Source organism: Cupriavidus sp. CuC1 (assembly GCF_044627735.1).
Classification (GTDB): Bacteria; Pseudomonadota; Gammaproteobacteria; order Burkholderiales; family Burkholderiaceae; genus Cupriavidus; species Cupriavidus ulmosensis.
In genome coordinates this window covers 15,804-27,454 of sequence record NZ_JBIUHC010000134.1, presented here as the reverse complement: position 1 = coordinate 27,454, position 11,651 = coordinate 15,804, and the positions used below count along the sequence as shown (strand labels likewise).

The 11,651-nt window shown below is 61.8% G+C and carries 9 protein-coding genes; 4 read left to right on the top strand and 5 right to left on the bottom strand.

The window, feature by feature from the left end; all coding sequences use genetic code 11:
* Positions 1 to 489: 489 nt before the first annotated feature.
* Both phbB and phaP read right to left on the bottom strand, forming a co-directional pair.
* Positions 490 to 1,233, bottom strand: a complete 744-nt coding sequence (gene phbB / locus ACGLHR_RS38905) for an acetoacetyl-CoA reductase (protein ID WP_400100821.1) — start codon at positions 1,231 to 1,233, stop codon at positions 490 to 492.
* A gap of 163 nt (positions 1,234 to 1,396) precedes the next feature.
* The gene (gene phaP / locus ACGLHR_RS38900) at positions 1,397 to 1,924 is read right to left on the bottom strand and encodes a TIGR01841 family phasin (protein WP_400100819.1); all 528 of its coding nucleotides are present in this window, start codon (positions 1,922 to 1,924) and stop codon (positions 1,397 to 1,399) included.
* A gap of 448 nt (positions 1,925 to 2,372) precedes the next feature.
* Between phaP and ACGLHR_RS38895 the strand changes: the two genes are divergently transcribed.
* On the top strand, positions 2,373 to 2,534 hold the full coding sequence (locus tag ACGLHR_RS38895; protein ID WP_400100818.1) for a hypothetical protein: 162 nt from the start codon (positions 2,373 to 2,375) through the stop codon (positions 2,532 to 2,534).
* A 242-nt stretch (positions 2,535 to 2,776) separates the two neighbouring features.
* On the opposite strand, the gene ACGLHR_RS38890 is transcribed toward ACGLHR_RS38895, so the two are convergent.
* Positions 2,777 to 4,582 carry a methyl-accepting chemotaxis protein gene (locus tag ACGLHR_RS38890; RefSeq protein ID WP_400100816.1) on the bottom strand — a complete coding sequence of 602 codons (1,806 nt, stop codon included), beginning with the start codon at positions 4,580 to 4,582 and terminating at the stop codon, positions 2,777 to 2,779.
* A 473-nt stretch (positions 4,583 to 5,055) separates the two neighbouring features.
* On the opposite strand from ACGLHR_RS38890, the gene ACGLHR_RS38885 reads away from it, so the two are divergent.
* Both ACGLHR_RS38885 and ACGLHR_RS38880 read left to right on the top strand, forming a co-directional pair.
* On the top strand, positions 5,056 to 5,688 hold the full coding sequence (locus tag ACGLHR_RS38885) for a response regulator transcription factor (RefSeq protein ID WP_318233737.1): 633 nt from the start codon (positions 5,056 to 5,058) through the stop codon (positions 5,686 to 5,688).
* A gap of 268 nt (positions 5,689 to 5,956) precedes the next feature.
* Positions 5,957 to 6,181, top strand: a complete 225-nt coding sequence (locus tag ACGLHR_RS38880) for a hypothetical protein (RefSeq protein ID WP_400100814.1) — start codon at positions 5,957 to 5,959, stop codon at positions 6,179 to 6,181.
* A gap of 492 nt (positions 6,182 to 6,673) precedes the next feature.
* Here ACGLHR_RS38880 and ACGLHR_RS38875 read toward each other — a convergent pair whose 3' ends face one another.
* Positions 6,674 to 8,482, bottom strand: a complete 1,809-nt coding sequence (locus ACGLHR_RS38875; protein WP_400100812.1) for a histidine kinase — start codon at positions 8,480 to 8,482, stop codon at positions 6,674 to 6,676.
* Positions 8,479 to 9,588, bottom strand: coding sequence for an ABC transporter substrate-binding protein (locus ACGLHR_RS38870; protein ID WP_400100810.1), 1,110 nt, complete (start codon positions 9,586 to 9,588; stop codon positions 8,479 to 8,481). The genes ACGLHR_RS38875 and ACGLHR_RS38870 overlap by 4 nt, the downstream gene beginning before the upstream one ends.
* 364 nt (positions 9,589 to 9,952) lie before the next feature.
* Here ACGLHR_RS38870 and ACGLHR_RS38865 point away from each other — a divergent pair, with 364 nt between their 5' ends.
* Positions 9,953 to 11,533, top strand: coding sequence for a methyl-accepting chemotaxis protein (locus ACGLHR_RS38865; RefSeq protein ID WP_400100808.1), 1,581 nt, complete (start codon positions 9,953 to 9,955; stop codon positions 11,531 to 11,533).
* The last annotated feature ends 118 nt before the right edge of the window (positions 11,534 to 11,651 follow it).

Here is an 11,651-nt window from a genome sequence, read left to right as displayed (position 1 = left end):
CAGTACCACGCCACTGACTCCATTTTCGGTTCGAGGACACGGAGGGTGCCCTAATTTTCGTCACCTTGAAAGGGGTGCCCTTAAGACCCTTAAGACCCGCGGTCGCTCTCAACGCACGCCTGGCCATCCAAATATTGGAGAGCGCGAACGGCGTCGTGATCTGTCATGAAAACCCTGTTTCTTGTGCGGCATGCCAGATCGAGTCGCGACGACCCGTCCTTGCCCGATCGGCAGCGACCGTTGGACAGTCGCGGCCGCCATGTCGCGTCCAAGATGGGCAAGCGCCTGGCTGATAGTAGCTTTCGCCGCCACTCCCGCCGCGGCATTGCCTGTGCTCGGGCTCGCCGGCGCGATCCTCCGGATCCGCTCTTGGATGTAGATTCATCGAAGGCCGAAACCGCGTACGTCCCGGGCGAATTCCGGCATCGGCATGGCAGATCCTGAACGCATTACCTCGCACCGCGTGCATCAGTTTGCCGTCTGCCGCTGTCACTGCAGATGCTGACCACCGTTGATCGCAATATTGGCTCCGGTCAGGAAGGCCGCTTCGCGCGAGCATAGGTACACGATCAGGGCCGCCACTTCCTCTGGTTCTCCCAGGCGGCCAACCGGGATTTGCGGAATGATCTTGGTCTCCAGGATCTCCTGCGGCACCGCCGTCACCATCTTGGTTGCAATGAAGCCCGGAGACACGGTGTTGACTGTCACGCCGCTCCTGGCCACCTCGAGCGCCAGCGACTTTGTGAAGCCATGCATGCCCGCCTTGGCCGCGGCATAGTTGGTTTGACCAAAGCCGCCTTTTGAGCCAATGATGGACGAAATATTGACGATGCGCCCCCAGCCGCGCTTAACCATCTCCTCGCACACCGGCTTGGTCATATTAAACACCGAATCGAGATTGGTCCGCATGACCGCGTCCCAGTCGACCTTCGCCATCTTTCTGAAGCTCATATCCCGGGTGATTCCGGCGTTGTTGATCAGAATGTCGACAGGGCCAAGTTCCGCCCGAATCCTTGCGACACACTGCTGGCATGAATCGTAATCGGCCACGTCGACAGGATAGGCATGGAATCGGTGTCCGCCTTCCCGCATCCGCGCCAGCCAGCTGGCCACACCTGTGTTGCTCGGGGTGTGAGTGACAATCACCTCGCAATCTGTTTCCTGCAGCTTAGTGCTGATGGCCTCTCCCAGCCCTCCCATACCCCCCGTTACCAGGGCAACTCTCGTCGTCATGATTTGAATCCTCCATAAATTGCGTGATAACGCGGTCGATGACTCGGCCGGAGGCGGGTGGCCTACCCCTGGCCTGCCGCAGGGCGCTCTGGCTTGCTGCGGCACCGTGATCCTAAGGGCCCGCGGCGGCCGTGGCCGCCATGGCGGATTATTGCCGGCTTGCTCAAGCAGCCCGTAGCTTCACAGACCTGGAGGCCGCTCCAGCGGCAGTACTGAAATTGCTTTCCGCAACTTGTGCCGCCTGCTTTGCCGTCGACTGCAGGGTCTCGTATAGCGTGTGGGTTGCATCGATTACCGATTGCCAGGCGGCGACCGCTGGCCCGGAGCCCGCCGCGCTGTCAAGGAGACGCTGCACCCCGCGCTTGTTTGCGTCATAGTGCGCTTCAGCTGCCTTGTCGAACTCGGCCCGCGTTGCCGAGGCAATTTCAAAAAATTGCAGGCGATACGCGAGCGCCTTGTCTGTCGCCGGCTTGAGCAACTGGATCTGCAACGCCACCCATTCCTGTGGGTTCTTGACCGACAGGGCTTTGCGCGCGGTCTCATTAGTCTCGGACAGCGCCGCTTTCATGGTCTGGAGATTCAGTGCGAGCAGTTTCTCGAAACCTTCGAAAGCTTTGCTCGTCAGCCCAGCCAAGGCATCAACACTTGCCTTCTGTGCCTCCAGGATTTGCTCGGGGGACAGCTGATTCATTGCAACTCCCTATTGCGACCCACGCCCCGTGCTATCCCATGACAGCACATCGGTGGAGCCGGGTGATCTGAAAAACGCGGCGTAACCGGGCGTCGAGGAACGTCCCGAGGCGCCAGAGTCTGAACGCGCGCTCGCGCCCGTGGGGGTGTCCGACCGACGCGCTACGCCCATATCCTGCGGCACGACGTGCCAGATCTGCACTGCGGAGGACACGGCCAAAGTCTTTAAGCAAGGCATGGCCCTGCATGGTTAGCTGTGGTCGGCGAGAGCCTGGCAACTGATCAGTCACTTTATGCCAAAATAAATTAAGCCGGCTATTTATTTTTTTAAAATCAGAGTTAATTTATTTTTTCATCTTGTCATTTCAATAAATTATTTATATTATTACCCCACTAATGAGGGGATAAAATTTCATATCAGTGGCAGCAGAATTTATTCTCAGTCGCCCGTGCATGACGACTGGAAGAGCGCCATTGTCGATGCGCGCGAAACAGATACCGTATTTCTCAATCGCGGCGGCAATGGCCCGGCACTCCGGGCCTTGCGCATGGCACGCACATCCCGGATCGAAGAGCAGGTGCCGGAAAGCATAGGCTTGATGGCTCGTTAGCGCGATGCGATGGCCGGCAGGATCGGCTCGTGGGAATCCACCGGCGTGGTTGCGGGCAGGGCACCCAGGTCCTGCCAACCGCGCAACCGGAGCTCCAGCCGCGCTGTTGTGCCCGTGCCGTTCGTCGTAAAGCGCTTAGCCGGCATTCGACCGCTTGGCGATGTACATGCCGATGTCCGCGTGGCGCATCAGCACGTTCATGTCTGTGCCGTTGTCCGGGGAGCAGCAGTCAGAGAATCGTGTTATGCCTCGCGCAATTGAAATCGTGCCACTGTTCGCGCGAGCTCCTGCGCCTGATCACTCAGCATCGAAGAGGCTGCCGCAGACTCCTCAACCAGCGCAGCGTTCTGTTGCGTGGCTTGATCCATTTCTGACACGCTCTGGTCGAGCTGTCCAATGCCTGTGTTCTGCTCGCTCACCGCACCATGTATCTCAGTAATGATGCGCCGGACGTGCTCGATGTCCTTGACGATCTCGGTCATGGTCGAGCCTGCTGCCTGGACCCGCTCGGTGCCGCTGCTTACGCTGGCTACGGAGCTTTCGATGAGCCCCTTGATTTCCTGGGCGGCAGTGGCACTGCGCTGGGCCAGGGTCCGCACCTCGCCAGCCACCACGGCAAAGCCGCGGCCTTGTTCCCCGGCGCGCGCCGCCTCGACTGCCGCGTTAAGCGCGAGGATATTGGTCTGGAAGGCGATGCTGTCGATCACGCCGATGATTTCCGTGATGCGCCCCGACGATCGGGCGATCTCGTCCATGATGCGCACGGCGCCAGAGACAACTTCGCCGTCGCGCGCTGCGGTGGCGCTGGCATCGGTTGCCAGCTGTGTTGCCTGCTCGGCCGCTTCCGCAGTCTGCTTCACACTCGATGCCAGTTGGGTCAAGGCCGCCGAGGTCTCCTGCAAATTGCTGGCCGAGGCCTCTGTGCGGTGCGATAGGTCGCGATTGCCTGCCTCGATCTCGCCAGTGGCCGAGGTCATGCCCTGCACGCTGGCACGCACGTCGATCAACACGGCGCCGATCTTCTCCACGAAGGCGTTGAACGACGCGGATATCTGTGCCACCTCATCATTGCCCACTACGTCCAGCCGGCGGGTCAAGTCGCCCCCGCCAGTCCCGATGGTGTCCATCGCGTCACGTACCCTGGAGAGCCTGCGAAAGGCCTTCGCGGTGAAGAAGGTGGCAATGCCGAGCGCAGCCAGGGTAAGCAGGACCAAGGCTATGCCCATGGCGCTTACGACGCCGCGCAGGCCTACGGTGGCCTCAGCCTTATCGAGCGCGATCACCAGATACCAGTCGGTGCCAGCGACAGCCTGGGCCTTTAGCAGCTTCGGCAGGCCCTGGATTTCCACTTCTAGCGGCGCGCTAGCCCGAACCAGCTTCTCGAGCATCGCAGGTGTCAGTGCGGCTGTCACTTCGCTGACCGGCTTGAGCATCTGATTCGCATCGGGGTGGGCGATTACCTGGCCGTCGCTGGCCACGACGAAGGCCAGGCTCGAAGCCGTCGGATGTATCGCCTTCACGACTTCTCGCACGCCTTCCAGTGGCACTGCGCCGCTGACGGCGCCGATTGTCGCACCGTCACGGATTAGTGGTGCCGCAAAGGAGACGTACGGCACGCGGGTCGAGACATCTCCATACGGCTTGGTCACGGTCAGCTTGCCCGCGGCCAGCGCGCCCTTGTACCAGGGGCGCGTGGTGGGATCGTAATCCTTCGGCGTGGTGGTGCTGCTGGAGTAGTAGGACTTGTCGGTCCACCCGATGGTGGTCACAGGAAAGCCGCTGGCGGTGCCCATGAACTTGACCAAGCCGGTGGGGTCGCCTTTCTCCACGACCTCCGCTGCAGTCTTGACGGCCAAAGCCTTGGCGGTGACCCATTGTTCGATCGCCAGCGTGTTACCACTGGCGACGGCGCTAAGGTCGCTCTCCATTGTGGCCGTCATATTGGCGCGGACGATGCCATAGGTGGCAGCACCCGAGAGTGCGAGGGCGCAGACAACAGTGGCTGACGTGATCAGGACGATGCGGGTGCGGAGCGAGGATGCGGTCATACCGATGAGAGTGAAGATGCCTGGTTGAGTCAGTCTGCGTACAGCTAGATCCCGGTGCACGAGGCCACGGCATCGGCCGGTCCCTGGCACCACAGTGCAAACTACGGCAGCCGAGCGGGTAACTTTAGGCCAGCGGCTGGAGCGGGGCCACGTGCCCGACGCTGGGCCCGCGGGGTAGGGAGGAACCTGTTCATCGCGCGAGTAGAGCAGTCGATGCAGGCGGCGGTAAGGATTTGCTGAGTATCAGGTAGGGATACGCCGCGATGCATGATGATGACAGCCTGATGGGCTTGCCGGGCCAGCGGACGATGCTATGCTCGATTCGTGTCCATGGCACCGCCATAGCCACCTTCCGGTCAGGGCCGGATGGAGCGATTGTGGAGGGAGGGGATGATTGTGGAGGGAGGGGATGTGAGTGGTCAGCCATATTTTCACATTCCACTGGAAAGACAAGGCGGCTAGAGACCAAAGATATGATCAATATCCTGATTGCCGACGACCATGCAATCATGCGCAGCGGCTTGAAGCAGATCGTGGCAACAACAAGCGACATCGTGATGGTTGCCGAGGCCGCCGATGGTTCGGCAATGCTGGAGGGGCTGCGCGGCACCGCCGTCGATCTGCTGCTGCTGGACATGAACATGCCCGGCATCAGTGGCATCGACCTGATCCGGCGGGTGCGCTCGGAATGGCCGGCCTTGCCGATCCTGGTCCTCAGCATGCATAACGAGGGCCAGGTTGTCTCACGTGCGTTGCGGGCGGGCGCGACTGGCTACGTCACCAAGGATAGTGACCCGGAGATTCTCCTGGCTGCGATCCGCAAGCTCGCGCGGGGCGGCAAGTTTATCGATCCCAGCCTGGTGGACGCTGTGGTGTTCAAGCCCAGTATCGACGATGCCCCCCCACACGAATTGCTGTCGGACCGCGAGTTCCAGGTGCTGCAGCGCCTGGCGGCTGGGCAGAGCGTGAACGAAATCGCCGAAGCGTTCTCCCTCAGCGCCAAGACCATCAGCACGCACAAGATGCGGTTGATGCAGAAACTGGGGCTCGACAACAACGCGGAACTGGTTCGCTACGCCATCAAGCAGGGGTTGGTCCAGGGATGAGCGGGTGGCTTCGGAGACGTCGCGCCCCCTGCGGGCCAGGCATCGGTGCGGCCACGATCGCTGTTGTTGTCAGGATATCCCTACATAAAATTCGCCGCTTTCCTAGTCTCCTTTGCGGTCGGTACTGAGTGAAAAGGCGACGGCACAAGCCTACGATGAGCCCAGGAAGCTGATTTTTCGCCGGACGACGGCCACCCACCGGCCACTGCTGGCAGATAGGGTGATTCATAAGAGGGAGGGGGGGAGGATGCGGAACTGCGAGAGATCCTTGCACCGGCAGGTCGAGAAATGGTTCGCGCCGACAGCGATCTACCCGGTGCGGGTCACCCGCTTCGGCCGTACTGTCGTCGATCGGACACCCTTTGTCTGTGTCGCGTCGTTGCGGGACAACGGCATGATGTCCCTGATCTTCTTTCGGCACAGTGACGGCGCATGGCATGTCTATCCGCCATCGGCCGCGGCGCCGACCTCCATGTTGGCCGCCGTGGCGTAAGGGTGAGGCGGGCGGCAGGGCATGCTGTGCTAAAGCAGTGCACGCCTACGCTATCACGAGCGAGGGAAAAGAGAGTGAGGCCTGCCGTGCTACCCCGCGAGCTGGCAGGCCCCGATAATCCTCTGGATGGACGAATGGGCCGGGGCGGTTACCGGAGGCCCGCTCTTCGGCGCGCGGCTCCCCGCCGTCAATCACGGCCGGCCCAATCGAGCAAGACTTGTTCTTGTTCTGTGGATTCAGCATTCTGAGTTCGTCGCCTGCTTTCCGCTATCGGGATATCCTGAAAAACCGGTCAGGAATTCTTTGTATTCAGGCTCGTGCATGATACCTGGTGCCGCCAATGCGTGATGTGGAGGAATCGGCTGCAGATACCTTGAACACGGACACGGTATCCATCCGAACGACCAATGAAGAATCCCGCCTGGATTTTGACCTGTTGAACGTGGTCCCTGTATGGGACCGGTTGATGACCCCTACGGCGTTCTTCAAGCCCTAATCCTCATCCTGAACAACAAGACGCACGACAGAACCACAGCCCGGCTCACTCTCGATATGCAATTGTGCGCCGATCAACCGTGCGCGTTCCGCCATACCCTGGAGCCCGTACGAGTGGCCGGCCCGTGCGGCAACGATGTCGAACCCTTGTCCGTTATCGCGGACGATCAACTCGATACCCGCTTCGGTGTTGGCTAATGTGACATCCACACGCGATGCGTTGGCATGACGGGTGATATTGGTCAGAGACTCCTGCGCGATACGAAACATCGCTGTCGCGCGCGGGTCCGCCAGGCTCGGCTCCGGCCCCTTGGCATGGAAGTGGCAGGGTATCTGGGCGTGGCGACTGAAATCCGCGGCGAGCCATTCCAACGCGGATACGAGGCCGAAGTTCAGCGCTGCCGGACGAAGGTGACTGGCCACGTTACGCACGATCTGGATGGTTTTCTCGACCAGGTCGCGCATCTCGTCGGCCTTGCGCATAGCAGCCGACCCCCCCGAGAGTTGCATCTTCAGTAACGAAAAGTCCATCTTCAGCGCAGTCAGCAGCTGACCAAGTTCGTCGTGAATCTCCATCGCGATGTGCTTCCTTTCTTCCTCTCGAATCGCTTCCAGATGCGCGGATAGCTGCTGTAACCGCTCGCGCGATGCCAGCAATTCGAGTTCGGTCCGTTTACGCTCGTTCACTTCCAGTTCAAGATGATCTCGCTGGCGCTGCAGGTCTTCCACGGCATGCTTGCGGACGGTCACATCGGTCAGCAGGCCTTCAAGACACCGCAGGCTACCGTCGCCGCCAGCTACGCCACGTGCATTCAACTGAACCCAGATTGGCGTGCCATCACGGCGGCTTAACTGCAGTTCGAGCCCAGGAACTTCGCCCATCAGGCGCAGGAAATCGAACAGGGTCGCAGTCTGCGTCGGCGAAAATGGCCGTTTGTCGGCGTCGCTTGCCGCCGTCGTGATCAGGTCGATCGCGGAGCCATATCCGAGCAGTTTTGCCATCGCCGGATTGGCCTCGTCCAGCCGTCCGCACTGATCGAGCAGGAAAATACCCTCGAGCGCGTTCTCAAAGATGCTACGGTACTTTCTTTCACTGTCGCGCAAGCGCAGTGTCGATTCACGAAGGCGATCTGCCATGACATTGACGCGCATGGCGAGCCGCCCCAGTTCATCACCGGATTCCACGGCGCAGCGTGCATCAAGGTCACCGCCCGCGATCCTGTCGACCATTTCCTCGAGACGATTGATCGGGCTGCGCACCATCCGCTTTAGCAGGAGAAAGGTCGCGACGTAGAGCAGGGCGACGACGGCCGTCATCATGGCGAGAATGGCCCGACGGCGTACGCCGATCGCCTCTTCGACTACGGCTTTCGTGAGGACGACCGTGATCTCACCGATTCTCTCCGTCGGCGCGTTGCCAGGCGGTTCGTATTCAATCGCCCTGACGCGCACCACGCTGTCGTCTGGGGTCGTATGGCGCGCGCCCATCACGGTGGACACCGTCCCGTAGCCCACTGCCGTTACCGTGAACCGGGCGACTTCGGGATTCGGCGCGAGCGCGGCGAGCTGGCTGTCGATCGCGTCACGATCGATGTTCCACAATGGCAGGGCGAGTGATCGGCTGAGCAGGTCGGCGATCCGCGTGGCGCGGTCCTCCAGTTCGACGAGCCGACGTTCCTGCTCGTGTCGGACCAGAACATACGCGGAGCTGCCGGCCACCATCGCGACAAGCATGACGATCGCGAGCATCAGCTTGGTGTGCAGACTGAGCGAGTGCAGGCTGAACCGTGGAGACAAATGCATCATGAGGCGTTCGCCCTGGTGTTCAGGAGATGTTCCAGACTGAAGTCGTATGGACCTGGATGCGGACGCACGAATTGTGAGTACAGACTGAAGTCGAGCGTCCCCCCGCGCCTGAAAACGACGTCGGCGTATCGAGCGGCGTTCTCACGGTGTACAACGCTCAGATAGTCGAGTTTCTGCCGGGCACCGCCAGACTCGGCAAAGTCCTTGCCCCAATGGTAGTCGTGGAGCAGGACCATCGCCCAGGCACCGATGAAATAGTCGCCGGCCACCATGGCCGCCAGGCCACCGTCGGCCACACTGGCCAGCGCCTCGCTTAACGCGCCCATTCCGCCCACCAGAACGCGCGCGTTGCGCGCCCTGACTGCATTCAACGCCCCGAGCGCCATTGAGTCGTTCGCGGCCCAGATCACATTGGCGTCCGGATACCGGGCAAGCAGGACGCGTGCCTTTTTCTCGCTGTCGGCATAGCTCCAGTCGCTGAAGACCAGTTGACAGATACGCGTATTGCGGGCGTGGGACAGGAACGCCTCGACCCCAGCGGCACGCTCCAGCGAGACAGGGGTCTTGGGGTCTCCTGTGATGCCGATCACCCGAGCCCCGGCTTGGCCCAGTCGTTGATACAGATATTGCATCAGCCGGTAGCCGCCGTGCTTTGCGTCCGCGGTCACCGTACCGATCCAATTCGGGATGGATTGCCGTTCATTGCCGACCTGGCGGCGCTGCACGGGCGTGAGGTCGTTGTGCATGAGCACCACCTTCGCGGGCGAGCTTGCCAGCGTCCTGAGCATCTCCTGTGCGGCCAGCTTTTCGTTGACGATGACCACGTAGTCTGGCGCGTCGGTACGTCGCGCAACTTCCTCGGCCTGGCGCTGCATGAGCAGATGGTCACGCTCCGCGTACAGAACCTCCAGTTGCATATCGAAGGTCTTCGCTGCCATGGCCATGAATCTGGAGACCAGTTGCCAGTGCTGCCCGGTGCCGCGTTCGGCGGCTTCTCCAGGGTTAAGGAACACGACGCGAGGCGACCGCTTTGATGCAAAAGCGGATTTCGTCATGCCCATCAGTCCGGCATACGCACAGGTGCGCAGCGCGTCTCTACGATTCATAAGACGATTTACTCAGTTGCTGCCGTCAAGCTCTGGGTGCTCGTCGTGCGGGGATCGCAACTTTGCGGCGGACACGCCAACACACATTTTACGGATTCTGTTGCAACAAGAAGAGGGCGGACGGATTTTAGATGAGACCGTTCGAGAAGACACTACGTAGGAACTGCGTGATGGCTGGCGGATTGGCCGGACGCTGCTGACCAGCAGGCGGAGTCTGTCATTCGGCACTTTGTGGCGACTGCGCGGCGCCGGCGCCCCTCGCTGGCCGGTGGCAGGGACGATGCCGGGCACATTCCACAATCAGTGCTTCAGTCGATAGCTGGCGTCGCCGTTAACCTCAGCACCCAAACTCGGATGCTTCGTCATGTTCCACAAGCTCTCTATCCGCATCCGGCTCAACGCAGCCTTGATGCTGCTGGCCGCGCTGCTGATCGTCATCGGCCTGATCGGCATCGTCGGCATGCAGGCCTCCAGTGCGGACATCAAGGGAATCTACTCCAACCAGATGGCATCCACCGTCTTCGTGGCCAGGTCGCAGCTGAATGCGGCTATTGTGCGGACTACGCTGGACCGTGCGGCGTTCCACCTTGATGCCGCCGATGTGTCCGGCATCGTAGACAAGGCGCTCGGCTATCGCGCCAAGTCCGAGGCAGCGTGGGAGGCCTACCAGGCACTGCCCAAGTCCGAGGAGGAGAAGCACCTGTCGGCGACGGTCGCCACCCACCGCGAGACGTTCTTCCGCCAAGGCATCGACCCGCTGGTTGCCGCACTCCGTGCGCGCGATCCCGCCGCCGTCGACAAGGCAGTGATGACCACTATCCCGCCGCTGTTCGTGGCGTTGTCAGGCGCAGTGGATGCGCTGGAGCGCAACCAGAGCGAACAAGCCCAGGCCATGTACGACAATGCCGCCGCGCGTTCGCAGCGCTTTGTGTGGCTGGCACCGGGTGCCATTGGCATCGGCATTGCCGCGGCACTCGGCTGCGCGATCGGCCTGCAGCGCGCCATCTCCGCGCCGCTGGCACGCATGCTGGGCAGCTTCGGCGAGATCTCGCGCGGAAACCTGACCGAGACCATCGCCGTAACCAGCCAGGACGAGATGGGCGCGCTAGCGCGCGGCGTGCAGGAAATGCAGCGTGGCCTGATCGACACCATCCGCACCATGCGCGGCGGCAGCGACGCGATTGCCAGTGCCACGCAACAGGTCGCCGCAGGTAACCTCGACCTGTCGCAGCGGACCGAGGAACAGGCCAGCGCCCTGGAGCAGACCGCATCGAGCATGGAGCAGATGACCGCCATCGTGAAGCAGAACGCCGACAACGCGCGGCAAGCCAATGCACTGGCCGCGCAGGCCTCCGATATCGCCGCACGCGGCGGGCAGGCCGTGCGGCGCGTGGTGGACACCATGGGTGACATCCGGCTCGCCTCCAGCAAGATTGGCGACATCACCGGCGTGATCGAAGGCATTGCCTTCCAGACCAACATCCTGGCGCTAAATGCCGCCGTGGAAGCGGCGCGCGCGGGCGAGCAGGGCCGCGGCTTCGCGGTGGTGGCGGGCGAGGTCCGAGCGCTGGCCCAGCGCTCGGCATCGGCCGCTAAAGAGATCGTGCAACTGATCAGCACCACGGTGAGTCAAGTGGAAAACGGCACCCACCAGGTGGACGAGGCCGGCTCTACCATGACCGAGGTGGTGCAAGCGGTGCGTCGCGTCACCGACATCATGGCGGAGATCAGCGCGGCCTCCAACGAGCAGAGCACGGGTATCGAGCAGATCGGCTTGGCCGTCAACCAGATGGACGAGGTGACCCAGCAGAATGCCGCCCTGGTGGAGGAGGCAGCCTCGGCAGCGCAGGCGCTGGCGGAGCAGGCCGACGTGCTGAAGGCCGCGGTGGCCTCGTTCCGGCTGCCTGCAGGCGGCGTGGCGCTGGCGGGGGCTGGCGGCTATTGAGCTCTCTGGATCAGAGGATCAGGGTAGCCGTCGCGCGCCCTGGTGGGTGCCTTGTCAGGTCCATCACGGCCGTGGACACCGTTGCAATGGGGAGGATTTGTCCACCAGGGCCAGATAG

Excerpts from the sequence above, each read along its gene's own strand:
- phbB (WP_400100821.1), bottom strand. The coding sequence starts at position 1,233 with ATGACGACGAGAGTTGCCCTGGTAACGGGGGGTATGGGAGGGCTGGGA.
- phaP (WP_400100819.1), bottom strand. The coding sequence starts at position 1,924 with ATGAATCAGCTGTCCCCCGAGCAAATCCTGGAGGCACAGAAGGCAAGT.
- ACGLHR_RS38890 (WP_400100816.1), bottom strand. The coding sequence starts at position 4,582 with ATGACCGCATCCTCGCTCCGCACCCGCATCGTCCTGATCACGTCAGCC.
- ACGLHR_RS38885 (WP_318233737.1), top strand. The coding sequence starts at position 5,056 with ATGATCAATATCCTGATTGCCGACGACCATGCAATCATGCGCAGCGGC.
- ACGLHR_RS38875 (WP_400100812.1), bottom strand. The coding sequence starts at position 8,482 with ATGATGCATTTGTCTCCACGGTTCAGCCTGCACTCGCTCAGTCTGCAC.
- ACGLHR_RS38870 (WP_400100810.1), bottom strand. The coding sequence starts at position 9,588 with ATGAATCGTAGAGACGCGCTGCGCACCTGTGCGTATGCCGGACTGATG.
- ACGLHR_RS38865 (WP_400100808.1), top strand. The coding sequence starts at position 9,953 with ATGTTCCACAAGCTCTCTATCCGCATCCGGCTCAACGCAGCCTTGATG.